The sequence below is a fragment of the Streptosporangium sp. NPDC004379 genome, from assembly GCF_042873875.1.
In the GTDB taxonomy this organism is placed as follows: Bacteria; Actinomycetota; Actinomycetes; order Streptosporangiales; family Streptosporangiaceae; genus Streptosporangium.
This window is the reverse complement of the sequence record NZ_JBIAMC010000007.1, coordinates 17,262-34,966: the sequence shown is the minus strand read 5'-3', so window position 1 is coordinate 34,966 and position 17,705 is coordinate 17,262. Positions and strand designations below refer to the sequence as shown.

Below are 17,705 nucleotides of genomic sequence, written 5' to 3'. Positions count from 1 at the left end.
AGGCACGGACCCGGTGGGAGGCGCGGACCTCGCCGCGTCTCCCACCGGCCGGACCCTGGTCAGTCGATCGCGGCCAGGTCCACGATGCGCATCCTGTCCGAGAGGCGGACGGTCAGCAGGCGGTCGTCACCGCCGTCGGGGATCGCCATGCTCATCTGGGTCTCCTCCTCGACGTACCGCCCCCGGACCTTCCTCGCGGGGATCGTGCGCTCCTCCGGGCGTATGCCGAGGTCGGCGGACCTGCCGGTGTCCGCGTCGTACAGCGCCACCCCCGCCGGTCCCTTCCGGTCGTTGAGGGTGAACATGAAGAACCGTTCCAGGCCCGCCTCCATGAGACCCGACGCGGACCGCGGCGACAGCTCGCGCTCCCCGGAGCCGTCCCGGTCGCGGACGAACCACTTCGGGAGGGCGCCGTCCCGCCTCAGGACGCCGAAGCACCGCTCGACCCCGCACCGGACCTGTTCCTCCCCCGGGCCGACCACGGCGTCGCGCCGCTCGCCGGTCTCGACGTCGAGCAGCTCCCGGAAGACCACCTTCCCGCGATGGACGCCCACCCAGGGCCACCGCAGGACATGGTGCCGCCCGGCGCCCTTCACCGGCCGCGGCCGGCCTCCGTTCAGCGGCACCCGGTGGACGCCGCCCTTCTCGTAGGCGAAGACCACCTCCGAGCCGACGACGGCCAGCCCGTTGATGTGGCCCTCCTTCATGACGTCCCCCAGGGGGACGTCGGTCACCGGCCGGGGCCGGCCGCCGGCCACCGGGACCGTCCAGATCCGGGCGACCCGTGGTCGGCCCGGCTCCTTGTACGACGCCCACCAGACGATGTTCCCGCCCCCGGCGGCGACGCCGTCGGCGTAGATGGCCGAGCCCTTCGTCGGGGGGATCTCGGCGACCCGGGTGGGCCGGCCGCTGTCCAGGTCGTAGCGCCACAGGAACTGGCGCTTCCCGTCCCAGGCCCCCGTCATGACCAGTAGCGTGCGATCGTCGAGCAGCACCTGCGGCTCGTACGCGCGGCCGTCGGGCAGCTTCGCCGGGAGGTCGTGCACGGCCTTCGGCCACACCCTCGTGACGGGCGGCGGTATCTCGTCCACCGGGGGCTCGGCGCGCTTCGTCGCCCCGGGGGAGGGGGACCCGGTTCCGCCCGTCGCGGGCGGCGGCGCGGCCGGTCCGCGGAGGGCGCTCACCGCGGTGCCCGCGCCGACCGCCACGACCACCACCGCCGTGGCCGACAGCAGCGCCGCCGTCCGGGTCCGGCGGCGGCGGTGGCGTGTCTCGACCGCCGTCACCAGTCCGGCCGATGCCTGCGGCGCCTGGTCCGCCGCTCCGGACAGGACACGGCTCAATGCGTCTTCGAGGTGGGTCATCGTGTGCTCCCGTCGGTCATCGGTGCGGAGGAGAGGGCGGCGCGCAGCTTGTCCAGGCCCCGGAACGCCTGGCTGCGCACGGTTCCCGTGGTGATGCCGAGCACCTCGGCGATCTCGGCGTCGGAGAGCTGCTCGTAGTACCGCAGCACCAGGACGGCGCGCTGCCTGCGCGGCAGCTCGGCGAGCCGCCGCCAGAGGCCCTGTTCCTCGTCGGAGGGGAAGGACGCGTGCCGGGCCCGCTCCGGCGGCTCCCCGGTGAGGCGTTCGCGCCTGCGCCGCCGCCACAGGCTGATGTGCAGCCGCGCCATCGTTGTCCGGACGTACCCCTGCGGGTCGTCCTTGCGCCGGACCCTCGGCCAGGCGCCACGCAGCCGTACCAGCGCCTCCTGAACCAGGTCGGCGGCGTCGTGGGGGTTTCCGGTGAGAACGTAGCCGTACCGGAGCAGCGCGTCCGCGTGCTCCGCCACGAAGCCCTCGAACCCGGATGCGTCATCCAATGGTCGTCCCTTCTCGCTTTCATGACCCGGACGACCTCGGGGGCGGATGCGTTGCACGGCGGTAAGCACCGATCTCGGCGCTCGTGGTGTAGGTGTCCGGCCGTTAGCGGTCCGGCCGGAACGGGTAGATCGACATCAGTCTCCCCCCGTGAGAACGAGCGGCGGGAGTGACGCTGTGAGCACTGTCCGGGCCGGAGCGGCGGCCCTTCTCATCGCGATGGCGGCGATCGGAGCACTGAACCACCAGAACGCGGGTGGACGGCACGGCAGGCCGGGTGACGACCGGCACCACGTGAGATCGCTGTTCGACAGGCACGGCAAGTCACCGGGCGGCTGGCGCACGAGGTCGAGGACGGGCTGGCACCCGCGGCAGGGGGCCGTACGGCGGGCGCAGGAGGCCGGCCGCCACACCCGGCCGGGCGTGGGTCGTCCCGCGACGTACCAGGACTCCGACGCCGACGAGTACCGGGACTCGGGCGGCGAGAGCAGCACGAGGTCGACGAGCGAGCACCGGGTGAGTTCAGCCGGGGACCCGCGCCTGGGCCCGCTGGACGGCCGGACCATGAGCCCGGTGGCGTACCGGGCCGAACGCAGGGGCGACGCGGTGCACCGGACCGGACGTGACGGCGGCGCGGCGGTCCTGGCCGGGAGCCACGGCGGCACGACCGCCCTGGCCGGGCGGCAGGGCGGGGCGACCGCCCGGACCGGGCGTCACGGCACGATGCCGATCGTCATCGCGCACCGCGGAGCCAGCGCGCTGCGGCCCGAGCACACCCTCCCCGCCTACAACCTCGCCGTCCGCTCGGGGGCCGACTACATAGAGCCGGATCTGGTCTCGACCAAGGACCACGTGCTGGTGGCCCGGCACGAGAACGAGCTGTCGCAGACCACCGACGTCGCCCGGCACCCGGAGTTCGCCGCGCGGCGGACCACCAAGGTGATCAACGGTGTCCGCCGTACCGGCTGGTTCACCGAGGACTTCACCCTCGCCGAGCTGCGCACCCTGCGTGCCCGGGACCGGCACCCCGGGCGGCGTGGCGGCGCCGGTTACGGAGACAGGGCGACGATCCCGACCCTGGACGAGATCGTCCGGCTCGCGCAGCGGCGCGGCGTCGGCGTCTACGCCGAGACCAAGTTCCCGAGTTACTTCGCCTCGATCGGGTTGCCGCTGGAGGAGCCGATGCTGGCCACCTTCAGCCGGTACGGCTGGGACGACGCGACCGACCCGGTGTTCGTCGAGTCCTTCGAGACCGGCAACCTGAAGAAGCTCAGCACCATGACGCATCTGCGGCTGATCCAGTTCATCGGCGGCAGAAGGGCGCCGTTCGACCTGGTGGCGGCCGGTGACACGCGCACCTACGACGACATGGTCACCCCGGAGGGCCTGCGGGAGATCGCCCGGTACGCCGACGGCATCGGCGTGAACACCCGGCGGATCGTGCCGCGCGGCCCCGACGGGAGGCTGGGACCGCCGACCTCGCTCGTCGACGACGCCCACGCCGCCGGGCTGCTGGTGCACGTGTCGACGGTCCGCGCGCAGAACGGCAGGCTCCCCGCCGACTACCGCCGGGGAGACCCCGCCGTCAGGGGATACCGGGGCGCCGCCGGTGACGTGGCGGGCTGGCTGGACCGGCTGTACGGCCTCAAGGTGGACGGGGTCTTCGCCGACGATCCGGGCGTCGCCCGTGTCGCACGGGACCGCCTGTTCTCGCGCGTGTAGCCGCCGGGGGAGCGACCTGTCCGTTATTCGCCAGGTCAGTCCGGGTATATAGGGATATATCAATGTCCCCCGCCGTTGAGTGGGGGTGCCGGATGCCGAGCAGGACGCGCGGCGGCCTGCTGGCCGTGCTCGCGGGCGGAACCGCGCTCGCGGCCCTGTACGGCGCGCACCCGGCGGCCGACCGGCCACCCGTCTCCGCCCCGGCGCCAGTGCCGGGACCGGGGCGGAGCGCGTGCCCGGACGGGGAGCCGATCGTCATCGCGCACCGCGGCGCCAGCGCGCTGCGGCCCGAGCACACCCTCCTCGCCTACGACCTCGCCATCGGGACGGGCGCCGACTACATCGAGTGCGACCTGGTCTCGACCAGGGACCACGTGCTGGTGGCCCGGCACGAGAACGAGTTGTCGCAGACCACCGACGTCGCCCGGCACCCGGAGTTCGCCGCGCGGCGGACCACCAAGGTGATCAACGGCCACCCGAGGACCGGCTGGTTCACCGAGGACTTCACCCTCGCCGAGCTGCGCACCCTGCGCGCCCGGGAACGCTGCCCCGGCCTCCGTCCAGGCAGCGCCGCCTACGACGGGCTGGACCGGATCCCGACCCTGGACGAGATCGTCCGGCTCGCGCAGCGGCGCGGCGCCGGGCTGCACATCGAAACCAAGATCCCCTCCTACTTCGCCTCGATCGGGCTGCCGCTGGAGGAGCCCCTGCTGGACACCCTCGCCCGGTACGGCTGGGACGACGCGACCGACCCGGTGTTCGTCCAGTCCTTCGAGACCGGCAACCTCAGGAGACTCCACACCATGACCCGGCTGCGGCTGGTCCAGTTCATCGCCGACGCCGGCGCGCCGTACGACCTGGTGGCCGCCGGGGACCCGCGCACCTACGACGACATGGTCACCCCGGCGGGCCTGCGGGAGATCGCCCGGTACGCCGACGGCGTCGGGGTGGTCACCCGGCGGGTCGTCCCCCGCGGGCCGCACGGCACGTCGCTGCCGCCCACCTCGCTCGTCGCGGACGCCCACGCCGCGGGGCTGCTGGTGCACGTGTCGACGATCCGTGCGCAGAACGGCAGGCTCCCGGCCGAGTACCGCCGGGGCGACCGCCGGGACCCGCGCTACCGGAGTCTGCCGGGCGACGCGGCCGGCTGGCTGGGACGGCTGTGCCGGCTCGGGGTGGACGGGATCTTCGCCGACGACCCGGGGGTCGCCCGCGCCGGGCTGGATCTGGCCAGGACGTCGCGCCCGGCGGCCATCGGGCCGCCCGGCGCCGGCAGCGGCGCGACGCGGGCCGCCGGGACCGCTGTGGCCGCCGCGACCGTCATGACGCGGGACATGGGGATGAGGGTCACCGGGACGGGGACCGCCGGGCCGCGGGTCGCGCGGACCCCGCGGTCCGGGTGGGCCGCCGAGGATCCGATGGAAAGGGATGGATCGCTCCGAAGACGGGCGGATATCATCCCGGCATGACCTGGCGACATTGATCCACGACCTGAGGCCCGAGCGGGGCACGCTGCCGCGGACCGCCGGGGATGCCGAGCATCCCGTCCGCGAAGCATCCCCGTGAGAAGGACCTCATGAGCATCACTCTGCCGCGTGCCTCGGACGCACGCGTGCGGCGGCTGGCCGCCGCACTTTACGCGTACACGTTCCTCGACGACTTCACCCTGCTCTACCCGCTCTACGCCCTGCTGTTCGCCGACACCGGCCTGTCGACCGCCGAGATCTCCTCGCTGCTGGCCATCTGGTCGCTCACCTCCCTGGTGATGGAGATCCCGTCCGGGGCGTGGGCCGACACGGTCTCCCGGCGGCTGCTCCTCGTCCTGGCGCCGCTGCTCGCCGGGGCCGGCTACGCCCTGTGGTTCCTGCTGCCCTCCTACGGCGCCTTCGCCGTGGGCTTCGTGCTCTGGGGCACCTCGGGGGCGTTGCAGTCGGGATCGCTGGAGGCACTGGTCTACACCGAGCTGGAACGCGAGGACGCCGCCGGCCGCTACGCCGGGATCATGGGCCGGGCCCGCGCGCTCGGCACCGGCGCCGTGATGGCGGCCACCGCGCTGGCCGTACCGCTGTTCGCCGCGGGCGGCTATTCGCTGGTCGGCGTGGCCAGCGTCCTGGTCTGCCTCGTCTGCGCCGCCGTCGCGGCGGCCTTCCCCGAACACCGCACACGCCGCCCTCGCAGCCCTCGCCGTACGCGCCGAGGGACAGGCGGTCCGGGCGGGGACCTCACGGAGGACCGGGACGGCGATCCCGGGGAGGACACGGAGGCGTCGTCGCCGCGCGCCTACCTCGGCATGCTGCGCGCGGGACTGCGGGAGGCGCGCGGCGACCGGGCCGTACGGCGGGCCCTGCTGCTGGTGCCCGCGGTGGCGGCCCTGTGGGGATCGCTGGAGGAGTACGTCCCGCTCCTCGCGGCCGACGTCGGGGTGGCCACGGAGACCGTGCCGCTCCTGGTGCTCCTGGTCTCCGCGGGGGTCGCGGCCGGCGGCTTCCTCGTGGCGGCCGGGAGCCGTCTGACCCTCCGGGGGCTCGCCGTGCTCCTCGCCGCGGGGGCGGTGGCGCTCGGCGCGGGCGCGGCCGCCGGGAACGCGCTCGGGTTCTTCGCCATAGCCGCGGCCTTCTGCGTCTTCCAGACGTCGACCGTGCTGGTCGACGTGCGGCTGCAGAACACCATCGCGGGTCCGGCGCGGGCCACCGTGACGTCGGTGGCCGGTCTGGCCACGGATGTGGCCTGCCTCGGGGTGTACGGGGTCTACGCCGCCGCCTCGGCGGTGGCCGGGCACGGGATGATCTTCGCCCTCTCCGCCGTGCCGTACCTCCTGCTGGCCCTGTTCCTCGCGAGCCGGCGGGACTCCGGAGCGGCCGCCCGCGGCGCCGGGAGCGGCTGACCCGGCGGCCGGCGCTCGGCCGCCCGGCGGCGTCGGGCGGCTGACCCGGGGGCCGGTGTTCAACGGCCCGGCGGCTCGGCGGAGCCGTGGGAGCGGTCCAACGCGGCACCGGGAGGGTGCGCTCTCCTCCCGGTGCCACGGCGGGACCGAGCCCTCCCCGCGGCCAAGGGGAAGGTGGCCGCGACGGGGCTGGAAGGAATTTGTGCCCGTTTTGTGGAGTTGCGTGCATCTCTAGGCCGCCGTTCATAGGATCTATGCCGAACCGTGACCATGGTTTGGAATCGTGGACGACCGCCCCGGGCGGCCGACCGGCCACGTGGAGAGAACGGAGAGCACCGTGCTGGAGTCCAGGACGCGGCGTCGCGTCGCGGCCAAGACGACCGCGATCGCGATGGCGGGCGCGGGCGTCCTCTTCGGCGCCGTCCCCGCCGTCGCCTCCCTGCTCGCCACGCCGAAACCGGTCGTCTACACCTGCACACCGGTCGCGGGCGGGACCGGCGGCGCCGCCCACACCTTCCAGGTGGAGCTGGCAGGCCCGGTCACCGCGCCCACGCCCAACTCCGCCGCCGTGATCACCCTGAAGATCGGCTCACCGGCGCCGGCCCTGGCCGCCCCCACGGCGATCGGCGCGGGCGACCGGATCGCCGTCGACGCCGACGTGGTCGTCAGCGGCTCACCGCTGCCGACCCCCGTGGCGACCCCGTCGGCCGAGGCCACGACCACCTCCGGGGCGGTGCCCTCCGGCGGGTCGATCACGTCGTTCCCGACCGTGCTGTTCACGGTGATGCCGACCGCGACCGGTGTCTTCGCGGTCCACCCCGGCGCCTTCACCCTCTACATCCCGGCGGGCGGGACCGGCACGGGCACCGGGACCGGCGCCGAGAACGATCTGTACGACTGCGTCGTCGACCCGGCCGCGGCCGCCGCCGCCGCGGCCCTGGTGACCGTCCAGGCGACGAGCACCGGCACCGGAACGCCCACCGCGACATCCACCCCGACGCCCACCCCCACCCCGACTCCCACTCCCACCGACACGGGCGCCGAGACCGCGGACCCGGTGGTCACCGTCACCAGCACCCGTACCGCCGGGGACGAGGACGAGCAGATCGAGAAGACCCCCGGCGGCGGCGCCTCCACCGGCGGCGGCGGCGAGGCGGGGCCGGACGCCCGGATGGTCATGCTCGGCGGCGTGCTGATGGTGGCGGGCGCCGCCGTGGGCGGCCTGGTGCTGCGCCGCCGCACGGCGACCAGGGGCTGACCCGGTGACCCGGTGACGCTCCCGACGCCGCCAGGCCGCCCGCCGATGCGCCCCCGCGGGCCGGTGCCGCCGCCGTACCCGGGGCGACCGGGCGGCCCGCCGTACCCGCCGCACGACGGGTACGGCCCGCCGTACGGCGGGCCGCCCGACGACGGCGGGAGGATGCTCCGGTCGGTGCTCATCCTGGCGGGGATCGCCGGAGTGGTCACCGTGCTGGTGGGCCTGCTGCTCATGCTGGCCAGACCCGAGGAGTACGGCCTGGCCGACCGGCGCACCGCGCTGCCGCCGCGCAGCCAGGTGAACGCGAGTTCCGGCCCCTACTTCCAGGCGGCCCCGACCGCGCCGCCGCCCACGCCGGCCCTGCCGCCCGCGCCCCCGATGCAGCCCTCGACGCCGGTCCGCCTGGTCATCCCGAAGCTCGGCGTCAGCGCGCCGATCAGGTCCGTCGGGCTGGACGGGCAGGGCGCGATCGAGGTGCCGCCGATCGGCAAGCCGAACCTCGTCGGCTGGTACCGCTCCGGGCCCACCGCGGGGGAGGCGGGACCGGCGATCATGCTGGGCCACAAGGACACCCGGTCCGGCAGCGCGGTCTTCAGCCGCCTCGACGAGATCCGCAACGGCGACCTCATCGAGGTGCACCGCAAGGACGGCGTGATCGCGATGTTCACCGTGGGCGGGCTCGAACAGGCGGAGAAATCGGTGTTCCCGACCCAGCGGGTGTACGGGCGGTCACGTGACGCCCAACTCCACCTGATCACCTGCGGTGGCACCTATGACCGCACCACCGGCCACTACACGGACAACGTCATCGTCTACGCGACGATGACGGGAACGCGGCGGAAATGAGCACCGTCTCCCCGGCCGCCCGGCGGCCCCCGCACCCGCTCGCCCTCACCCGGTCCTCCGGAGCGCCGAGGCCCGGCGCCGTCGCGAAGACCGCGGACGCGAAGGCCGTGGACGGGAAGATCTCAGACGCGAAGACCGCGGACGCGAAGGCCACCGTCAAGGCCGCCGGGGGGTCCCTCGCGGACTTCGCCCGCGGGCGGCGGCACGGGCTGATCCTGACCGCGCTGGTGGCCCTGGCGACGACGGCCTACTCGGTGCTGAGCCTGGTCAAGTTCGCCACCTTCAAGGTGAGCATCTTCGACCTGGTCATCTTCGACCAGGCGGTGCGCGGCTACGCGCACTTCGGGCCGCCCGCCACGCCGTCGGTCGGCATGACCTACGGCCTGGGCATGGACTTCCTCCAGCTCGGCGACCACTTCTCGCCGATCCTCGCGGTCCTGGCGCCGCTGTACTGGCTGTACGACGACCCGCGGACGCTCCTGGTCGCCCAGGCGGTGCTGCTCGCGCTGGCCGCGATCCCGATCCATCGTTACGCCGAGCGCCGTCTGGGGCCGGTCCCGGCGCACCTGGTGGCGGCCGCCTACCTGGTGTCGTGGCCGGTCGCGCAGGCCGCCGGGTTCGACTTCCACGAGGTGGCCTTCGTCCCGCTGCTCAGCGCGCTCATGATCGAGCGGTTCGACGCCGGCCGCCCGGCCTGGGGCGTGGTGGCCGCCCTCGGCCTGCTGCTGGTCAAGGAGGACATGGGGCTGCTCGTCGCGGGGTTCGGGGTGTACCTCTTCCTCACCCGGCGGCGGCTCCAAGGAGCCGCGTTCGTCTTCTTCTCGCTGGGCGCGCTGGTGATGATCCGCGGCGTGCTGATGCCGATGGCCGGGTCGCCCCCGTCGGGGTTCCACTGGGCCTACGGCGCCTGGGGCGCGAGCCTGGGGGAGGTCGTGCTGGCCGTCGCGCGCGACCCGGCGGGGGCGCTGTGGCAGATGGTCAGCCCCGAGGTCAAGGTCGACACCCTGGCCTTCCTGCTGTGGCCGGTGCTGCTGACCGCGCTGGCCTCGCCGCTGACCCTGGTGGCGGTCCCGCTCGTGGTGGAGCGGTTCCTGTCGGACCGGCCGCAGTGGTGGGGGACGGACTTCCAGTACAACGCCTTCGTCGTCGGGATCCTGTTCTGCGCCGGGGCGGACGGCGTCCACCGGCTGCGACGCCGGTTCGCCGACCGTCCGGAGAGGAGGGCCGACCGTCCGGAGAGGCGGGCCGGCCAGGAGGCGGAGTGGGCCGATGAGGAGGCGGCCGAACGGGCGGAAGCCGGGCGGACGGCCGCCGGGCGTCCCGGAAGCGGGCGAAAGGACGCCGGGCGAGCGGATGCCGGGCGAACGAAGACCGATCCGTCCGGGAAGGACACGCCCGTGGAGGACACGCCCACAGAGGAGACGCCCGTGGGGAACGGGTCCGCGGACGGTCCGGCGGGCCGTCCGGGCCGGTGGGATCCGGTCCCGTACTGGGCGGTCGCGATCCTCGTGATCGGCCTCACGCTCGTCCCGAAGTTCGCCATGGGCGACCTCGTCGAGTCGTCCTTCTACGAGGGCGAGCCGCACGTCGCCGCGGCCCGCGAGGCGGTCGCCGCGGTCCCGGACGGCGTGGTCGTCGAGGCGGTCAACAACGTCGGCCCCGCGCTCACCGCGCGGACGACCGTACTGCTGTGGGGCCCGCAGAGCTACGGCGCGCCCTGGGTGGTGGCGGACGTGGCGCGGTGGAGCTACCCGTTCGGCGACTTCGACTCGCAACGGCGCCGGGTGGACGAGGCCCTGGCGAACGGCTACCGCAAGGTCTATGACCGCGACGGATACATCGTCCTGAACCGTCCCTCCTGAGCACGACAGCGGGAAGGCTTCTCCTGTAACCTGCTAGTAACCGAACATTGCTCGGTTCCATGAGCAGGAGGCACTGTGGCAGAGGCGTACATCGTCGGAGCCGTCCGCACCCCGGTCGGCAAGAAGAAGGGCGGGCTGTCCACCGTCCACCCCACCGACCTGGCCGCGCACACGCTCAGGGCGCTCATCGACCGCACCGGCGTCGACCCGGCCGCGGTGGAGGACGTCATCATGGGCTGCGTCATGCAGTTCGGCCCGCAGAGCATGGACATCGCGCGCAACGCCTGGCTGTCGGCGGGCCTTCCGGAAAACGTCGCGGGCGTCACCATCGACCGCCAGTGCGGCTCCTCCCAGCAGGCGGTCCACTTCGCCGCCCAGGGAGTGCTCTCCGGCACCCAGGACCTCGTGGTGGCCGCCGGCGTGGAGTCGATGAGCGTCGTGCCGATGGGCTCGTCGATCACCGCCGCCCTGGAGAAGGGCATGCCCTTCCCGTTCGGCGAGGGCTGGGTCGAGCGGTACGGCAAGCAGGAGATCTCCCAGTTCCGCGGCGCCGAGCTGATGTGCGAGAAGTGGGGCCTCGAACGCGAGGAGCTGGAGCGGTACGCCTACGAGAGCCACCAGCGGGCGGCCAAGGCCATCGCCAACGGCCACTTCCGGGACCAGATCGCCCCGATCAACGGCGTCGAGGACGACGAGGGGCCGCGGCCGGACACCACGCTGGAGAAGATGGCGTCGCTCAAGACCCTCCGCGAAGGCGGACGGATCACCGCGGCGACCTCCTCGCAGATCTCCGACGGCTCCGGCGCGCTGCTGATCGCCTCCGAGAAGGCGATCCGCGACCACGGCCTGGTCCCCAGGGCCAGGATCGTCACGCTGGCGCTCACCGGCGACGACCCGGTCTACATGCTGACCGCGCCGATCCCGGCGACCCGCAAGGCCCTGCAGAGGTCCGGGCTCTCCATCGGCGACATCGACGTCACCGAGATCAACGAGGCGTTCGCCCCGGTCCCGCTGGCGTGGATCAGGGAGCTGGACGCCGACCCGGCCAAGGTCAACCCCAACGGCGGCGCCATCGCCCTGGGTCACCCGCTGGGCGGCACCGGCGCGATCCTGATGACCAAGCTGGTCCACGAGCTGGAGCGCACCGGCGGCCGGTACGGCCTGCAGACGATGTGCGAGGGCGGCGGCCAGGCGAACGTCACCGTCATCGAGCGGGTCTGACCCGCGAGAGGCTCCCGAGGGAGCGCGCGAGGCGGAAGGCGGCCCCGGCCCGGTATTCCGGGCCGGGGCCGCCTTCCGGACGTCAGCGGCCGCCCTTGCCGGGGATCCGGCGCGGCTGACGGGTGGGCCTGACCGGCGTACGGGGCATCGACACGCGCCGGGGCGCGTCCGGAAGCCCCCGTCCGGGCAGGGAGGCGCGGGGCGAGCCCTCGGGCGCGCCGTCCTCGGCGGGCCGGTCGGGGTCCTGGGACCGATGGCTGAAACGAATTCGCATGTGCCACTCCTCGAAGATCATTAAGACGCGGCCGAAGGCCGTGCCGGAGACTCAGCCGCCGCGTCGGACGAACGGGCCAGAGAGCTGAGCGCGGGCGGACCAGTCATCGCCGGTCGACGCCGCTTCTAGGAGTTGATCCACATACGGCCACCGTACGGCGGGCCCGCCGTACGGTGCAATCCATTTATCGCGGCGGCCCGGGGTACGACGGCCCGGGACCGGCCCGGGACCGGTCCGGGGCCGGGACGCCGTCCCCCGGGCCGGTCCGGGGAACGGCATCCGATCTCCTCTGATCTCCTCCGGCCTCCGCGGTCCGACGTCCCCGGGGATCCCCGGCGGTCCGGTGATCCCCGGCGGGCCGGTGCTCCCGGTGGCCTTCAGCGGATCGGCCGGTGCAGGTTCTCCGCGGACGACGGGCCCGGCTCGGCGGACGCGATCCACGGGCCCTCGATCGAGGGGTCGAGGATCCCCTCCTCCAGGAACGTGTAGCGGTCCTCCAGCACCCGCGCGGCCAGCCGCGCGTCACGGGAGTCGGTGTTGTCCCACAGCCGGTCGAACAGCGCGTCGGCGCGGAGCCGCGCCTGGTGGCAGAAGGCGTCGGCGAGCTCGACGGCCCTGACGCCCAGGTCGGCGGCGTCCTCCCGGGCCCGGACGCACGTCGCGGTGATCGCGAACAGCTCGGCGCCGATGTCCACGATCCGGCCCAGGAAGCCCTGCCGGTGCTCCAGCCTCCCCTGCCAGCGGGACATGCCGTAGAAGGTGGACCGGGCCAGCCGGCGGCTCGTCCGCTCCACGTAGCGCAGGTGCGCGGCCAGAGGCCCGAACTCCGCGTAGGAGCCGGGGACGCTGCCCGGACCCGTGACCAGCGTCGGCAGCCACCGCGCGTAGAACCCGCCTGCCTTCGCCGCGGCGCGGAGCCGCGCCGCCGTGTCCAGGGACGGATCGATCAGCCCTCCGGCGGCCGACAGGTGGGCGTCCACCGCCTCGCGGGCGATCAGCAGGTGCATGATCTCGGTGGAACCCTCGAAGATCCGGTTGATCCGCAGGTCGCGGAGCAGCTGCTCGGCGGGGACGCCGCGCTCGCCCCGCGCGGCCAGCGACTCGGCCGTCTCGTAGCCGCGTCCGCCGCGGATCTGGACCAGCTCGTCGGCCACCCGCCAGGCCATCTCCGAGGCGTACAGCTTGGCCAGCGCCGCCTCGATCCGGATGTCGTTGCGCGCGTCGTCGGCCAGCCGGCACGACAGGTTCGTCACCGCCTCCAGGGCGTAGGCCGTGGCCGCGATGAAGCCGATCTTGGTGGCGACCGCCTCGTGCCCGCCGATCGGCCGGCCCCACTGCACCCGCGCCTCGCTCCACTCCCTGGAGATCTTGACCGCCCACTTGGCGATCCCGGCGCAGACGGCGGGCAGGGAGAGCCGCCCGGTGTTGAGCGTGGTCAGCGCGATCTTCAGGCCCTGGCCCTCCCGGCCGATCAGGTTGGCCGCCGGGACGCGCACCCGGTGGAACCTGGTCACACCGTTCTCGATGCCGCGCAGGCCCATGAAGGCGTTGCGCCGCTCGACCGTGATCCCGGGGGTGTCGGCCTCGACGACGAACGCGGAGATCCCCCGCTCGGTGCGGGCCATCACGACCAGCAGGCTCGCGACGACCCCGTTGGTCGTCCACAGCTTCACGCCGTCCAGCACGTAGTCGTCGCCGTCCCGCTCGGCCGTGGTGGCGAGCCGCGCCGGATCGGAGCCGACGTCGGGCTCGGTCAGCAGGAACGCCGACACCTCGCCCTTCGCGCAGCGGGGCAGGAAGGCCCGCTTCTGCTCCTCGGTGCCGAACTGCTTGAGCGGCTTGGGCACCCCGATCGACTGGTGCGCCGACAGCAGCGTGCCGAGCGCCGGATTGTAGGACCCGGCGAGCATCAGCGCCCGGCCGTAGTCGAGGTGGCTCAGCCCGAGCCCGCCGTACCGTTCCTCGATGGTGATCCCGAACGCGCCGAGCTGCGCGAGATCCTTGATCACCTCGTCGGGTATCCGGGCGGTCCGCTCGATCAGCGCCGGATCCACCCGTGTCTCCAGGAAACGCCGCAGGGCGTGCAGGAACCGCTCGCCCTTCTCGGACTCGGCCTCCGGCGGGACCGGCGCCGGATGGACCAGATCGAGGCGGAAGTCGCCCAGGAAGAGCTGCCTGCCGAAGCTGGGCCGGGTCCACTCCTTCTCCCGGGCCTGCTCGGCCACCTCACGTGCCTTGGCGTAATCGGTCATGCTGACCTCCTCGGACGCGGATGCTTCGAGGTTACGCCCCGGTAACAGAGCGGAGAGAGGCCAGGTCACCCCTGGGGAGCAGGAAGGTTCCCGGTGCTGCGGGAAACCCCTGTGTCCCCAGGGGTCCCTACCGCGGCACGCGGGCGACGCAGAAGACCGTCTGCCCGAAGGGCGGGCGGATGAAGCGCTCGATGAAGCGGGTGGTGGGCACCACCGTGCGGTCGTAGATCTTCACCAGCCGGGGGTCGGGGTAGCCCACGCCACCACGGCGGACCGCGGCCCACCAGGCGATGCCGCCGAGGAAGTTGATCGGCTTGAGCACGTCGATGTCCAGGCCCGCCCGGGAGACCGTGCTGCGCAGGGTGGAGGGGGTGTAGCGGGTGACGTGGCCGACCTTGCGGTCGAAGTCTCCGTAGAGCTGCATGTAACCCGGGACCCAGATGACGATCCGCCCGCCGGGGGCGGTCACCGCGGCCAGGGAGCGGAGCGCCTCGACGTCCTCCTCGATGTGCTCCAGGACGTTCATCATCACGACGGTGTCGACCTTCTCGCCGATCGGGATGTCGGTCGGCAGGCCGAACTTCAGCACGTCGATGTCGTCGCGGCCGGCGAAGCGCTTCTTGAGCTGCTCCACGCAGTAGGGGTCGAAGTCGCTGACCACCAGGCGGTCGAGCCGGGGCAGGAACTGCTCGGCGAAGTGCCCGAGGCCGGAACCGATCTCCAGCATGGACCGGCCCACGTGCGGGGCGACCATGTCGAACTCGTACTGCCGGTAGTTCCTGGCCTCGTCCCCACCCAGGTGGTTCTCCAGGGCCTCGTCGCCGGCCGCGGGTTGCACTACGCGGTCATACCCAGACATGAGGTTCCGTCCAGCTCGATCACTCAGGAGCCGCGGCACCGGTCTGGGGCACGCGGCCATGGACAGCCTCAGAGTCTAGTGGCCGTCGCCCGGGGGCGGCCTCGCGAACGGGCCGCGACCTCCCGGACGCGCGCCCCTGCCCGGCTTCCACATCCCCGGGCCCCCGTCTCCGCACGGCTTCCGCATTCCCGGGTGCGGATCCCCGCGCGGCTCCCGCCCCGGGCGCGCGGCTCCGGCCGGGTTCCCGCGCGACCACCCGCCCCCCGGCCCGTCACCCGGCCCGGCCGCGGTTCGCCCGGCGGCGGGACCGTGCTCCTGGTACGGTTCCCTGCGTCCCGCGCGGGCAGGGGCCCTGCCCGCCGTCCACCTCGGCCAGGGAGGCGAAAAGCCCGTTCCCTCCGGTGAGCGGAGGAGTCACGGAAACCACCTTCGTCGGCCGTCACGCCGAGACGGAACAGGTGACCCGCCTGGTACGGCGGGCCCGCCTGGTCACGCTCACCGGGCCGGGCGGCGTGGGGAAGACCCGGCTGGCACGCCGTGTGGCCGGGCTGATCGGGGCGGAGATCCCCGGCGGCTTCCGGATCGCGGACCTGTCCTCGCTGACCGATCCGTACGAGCTACCACGGGCCGTCGCCGCCCTTCTGGGCCTCGTGCCGGGCGACGGGTCCGCCGCGCCGGCCGACGGGTTCGCCGCGCCGGGGCTGGAGGCGCTCGCCGCGCGGCTGGACCCCCGCGGGTCGCTGCTCGTGCTCGACACCTGCGAGCACCTGGCAGAGCCGGTGGCCCGCCTGGCGGTCGCCCTGCTGGAGGCCGCGCCGCGCCTGCGCGTGCTCGCCACCTCCCGCCGGCCGTTGGGCCCGCCGGGCGAGCACGTCTACCCCGTCCCGCCGATGCGGACCGAGGACGCGGTGGCCCTGCTACGCGACCGCGCGGCCATCGGCGGCCCCGCCCCGGCGCCCTTCCCCGTTCCCGGTCCCGGCTCCGGCCAAGGCTCCGGCCCGAACCCGAACCCGAACCCGGACGGGCTGGCCGCGCTCTGCGAGCGGCTCGACCGGATCCCGCTGGCCGTCGAGCTGGCCGCCGTACGGCTGAGCGCCATGTCGTCCGCGTTCTCGCCCGCGCTGCTCGCACGGCCCCTGGACGACCGCCACACCGGGCCGCCCCGCGGCGACGGCCCGGTACGGCACCGGTCGATGCACGCGGCCGTGGGCCGGAGTCACGAGCTGTGCGATCCGATCGAGCGACTCCTGTGGGCTCGGCTGTCCGTCTTCCGAGGCGGATTCGACCTGGAGGCGGCCGAGCGGGTCTGCGCGGGCGGGCCGCTCCCGGCCGGGGCGGTGCTCGACGCGCTGACCGGGCTGGCCGACCAGTCTCTCGTGCGGCGGGAGGAGCACCCGGCCGGGACGCGGCTGAGCATGCTGGACACCGTCCGGGAGTTCGGCGCCGAATGGCTGCTCCGGCTGGGGGAGACCGATGAGGTCGGGGGCCGTCACCGTGACCACTACCTTCACCTGGCCGGGCGCTGCGCCGAGGAGTGGCCCGCGGGGCAGGCCGAGTGGGCCGGGCGGATGCGTGCCGAGCGGCACAACCTCCGCGCGGCGCTCGACCTGTGCCTGGCCGATCCCGCGCGGGCGCGGGCCGGTGCGGCGCTGGCCGGCTCCCTGTGGTTCCTGTGGATCTGCTGCGACCTGCCGGACGAGGGCCGCCACTGCCTGGACGCGGCGCTCCGGGCGCACGCCGAGCCCGGCCCGGAGCGGTTCCGCGTCCTGTGGGCCCGGGCGTGGGCGGCCCTGCGCCAGGGGCGGCCGGAGACCGCCGGACGGCTGCTCGACCGGCTGCGCGCGGAGGACCGCGACGGTCGCGCCACAGGCCACGCGCTCCACGCCGAGGGGCTGATCGCCCTGGCGCGTCGCGAGTTCACCCGTGCCGCCGGGCTGTTCCGCCGGGCCGCGGACCGGCAGGCGGCCGGCGGGATGTCCCCGGGGCCGCCGGCCTGCCACGCGCTGGCCGCCCTGAGCCTGCTGGCCGCCGACCGTACGGCGGAGGCCGCGGAGATCCTGGCCCGGGACCGGCGGCCGCGCGACGACCCCGGCGGGGAATGGAGCCGCGTCCACACGGAGTACGCCCTGGCCTGGATCGAGCGGACAGGGAACCGCGGCCGTACGGCGGCACGCCACGCACGGGCGGCGCTGGCCGGCGCGTGGCGGCTGGGGGACCCGCTCCTGACGGTGGCCTGCCTCGAACTGGTCGCCTGGACGGTAACCGCCCCGCCGGGCGTGACGGGAGAAGCGCCGGGGACGGCCGGGAGCGCGACGGGTGCGATGGACGCGGCGGGCGCGACGGACGCCGGTGCCGGGCGGCCGGGGGACGCCGACCCGGGCGTGCCGGCCGGGAACGCGGAGACGGAGGCCGCCGGCGGGCGCGTGGCGGCCGGGCTGCTGGGAGCGGCCCGGTCCGCCCGGTCCGTCCGCGACCCCGGCGGCTCCCGGGAGTCACCGGAGTCGCCGGCGGCCTGCCGGCCGATCGACGCAATGATCCGCCGGTGGGCCGTGTCGGAGGCCGTCCGGGCGCTCGGTGGTGCAGGATTCGACACCCGATTCACCGAGGGAATGGCCTTTGACCTGGGCTTCGCCGTCGAATATGCGCTGGGGGAGAAGAATCCGTAACC

The 17,705-nt window shown here is 74.1% G+C and carries 13 protein-coding genes; 8 read left to right on the top strand and 5 right to left on the bottom strand.

Annotated features, from left to right (window positions below; translation table 11 throughout):
- Positions 1–59: 59 nt before the first annotated feature.
- Positions 60–1,364: a TolB family protein gene (locus ACFYSC_RS16800; protein WP_389961917.1), complete on the bottom strand. Its 1,305-nt coding sequence runs from the start codon at positions 1,362–1,364 to the stop codon at positions 60–62.
- Entirely contained in the window at positions 1,361–1,861 is a 501-nt protein-coding gene (locus ACFYSC_RS16795; protein ID WP_389961915.1) for a SigE family RNA polymerase sigma factor, read from the bottom strand. The genes ACFYSC_RS16800 and ACFYSC_RS16795 overlap by 4 nt, the downstream gene beginning before the upstream one ends.
- Before the next feature lie 175 nt (positions 1,862–2,036).
- On the opposite strand from ACFYSC_RS16795, the gene ACFYSC_RS16790 reads away from it, so the two are divergent.
- From ACFYSC_RS16790 to ACFYSC_RS16760, 7 genes are all read left to right on the top strand, one after another.
- Positions 2,037–3,581: a glycerophosphodiester phosphodiesterase gene (locus tag ACFYSC_RS16790; RefSeq protein WP_389961913.1), complete on the top strand. Its 1,545-nt coding sequence runs from the start codon at positions 2,037–2,039 to the stop codon at positions 3,579–3,581.
- Positions 3,582–3,643: 62 nt separating this feature from the next.
- A complete protein-coding gene (locus ACFYSC_RS16785; protein WP_389961911.1) occupies positions 3,644–5,050 on the top strand; it encodes a glycerophosphodiester phosphodiesterase family protein in 1,407 nt (468 codons plus the stop codon).
- A gap of 107 nt (positions 5,051–5,157) precedes the next feature.
- The gene (locus ACFYSC_RS16780) at positions 5,158–6,465 is read left to right on the top strand and encodes an MFS transporter (protein WP_389961909.1); all 1,308 of its coding nucleotides are present in this window, start codon (positions 5,158–5,160) and stop codon (positions 6,463–6,465) included.
- Positions 6,466–6,748: 283 nt separating this feature from the next.
- Positions 6,749–7,723, top strand: a complete 975-nt coding sequence (locus tag ACFYSC_RS16775; protein ID WP_389961907.1) for a hypothetical protein — start codon at positions 6,749–6,751, stop codon at positions 7,721–7,723.
- Positions 7,724–7,735: 12 nt separating this feature from the next.
- Complete coding sequence (locus ACFYSC_RS16770; RefSeq protein WP_389961905.1) at positions 7,736–8,569, top strand: class F sortase; 834 nt, start codon at positions 7,736–7,738, stop codon at positions 8,567–8,569.
- Entirely contained in the window at positions 8,566–10,431 is a 1,866-nt protein-coding gene (locus ACFYSC_RS16765) for a DUF2079 domain-containing protein (RefSeq protein WP_389961903.1), read from the top strand. Before ACFYSC_RS16770 ends, ACFYSC_RS16765 begins: the two co-directional genes overlap by 4 nt.
- 75 nt (positions 10,432–10,506) lie before the next feature.
- Positions 10,507–11,652, top strand: coding sequence for an acetyl-CoA C-acetyltransferase (locus ACFYSC_RS16760; RefSeq protein WP_389961901.1), 1,146 nt, complete (start codon positions 10,507–10,509; stop codon positions 11,650–11,652).
- 82 nt (positions 11,653–11,734) lie between these two features.
- Here the strand turns inward: ACFYSC_RS16760 and ACFYSC_RS16755 are convergent, their stop codons facing one another.
- The 3 genes from ACFYSC_RS16755 to ACFYSC_RS16745 all read right to left on the bottom strand — a co-directional run bounded on the left by ACFYSC_RS16755 (position 11,735) and on the right by ACFYSC_RS16745 (position 15,037).
- Positions 11,735–11,926 carry a hypothetical protein gene (locus ACFYSC_RS16755; RefSeq protein ID WP_389961899.1) on the bottom strand — a complete coding sequence of 64 codons (192 nt, stop codon included), beginning with the start codon at positions 11,924–11,926 and terminating at the stop codon, positions 11,735–11,737.
- A gap of 377 nt (positions 11,927–12,303) precedes the next feature.
- Positions 12,304–14,178, bottom strand: coding sequence for an acyl-CoA dehydrogenase family protein (locus tag ACFYSC_RS16750; protein WP_389961897.1), 1,875 nt, complete (start codon positions 14,176–14,178; stop codon positions 12,304–12,306).
- Positions 14,179–14,305: 127 nt separating this feature from the next.
- Positions 14,306–15,037 (bottom strand): class I SAM-dependent methyltransferase, encoded by a 732-nt coding sequence (locus ACFYSC_RS16745; RefSeq protein ID WP_389961895.1) that lies wholly within the window; start codon positions 15,035–15,037, stop codon positions 14,306–14,308.
- 401 nt (positions 15,038–15,438) lie between these two features.
- Here ACFYSC_RS16745 and ACFYSC_RS16740 point away from each other — a divergent pair, with 401 nt between their 5' ends.
- Positions 15,439–17,703 (top strand): ATP-binding protein, encoded by a 2,265-nt coding sequence (locus ACFYSC_RS16740; RefSeq protein ID WP_389961893.1) that lies wholly within the window; start codon positions 15,439–15,441, stop codon positions 17,701–17,703.
- Positions 17,704–17,705 lie beyond the last annotated feature (2 nt).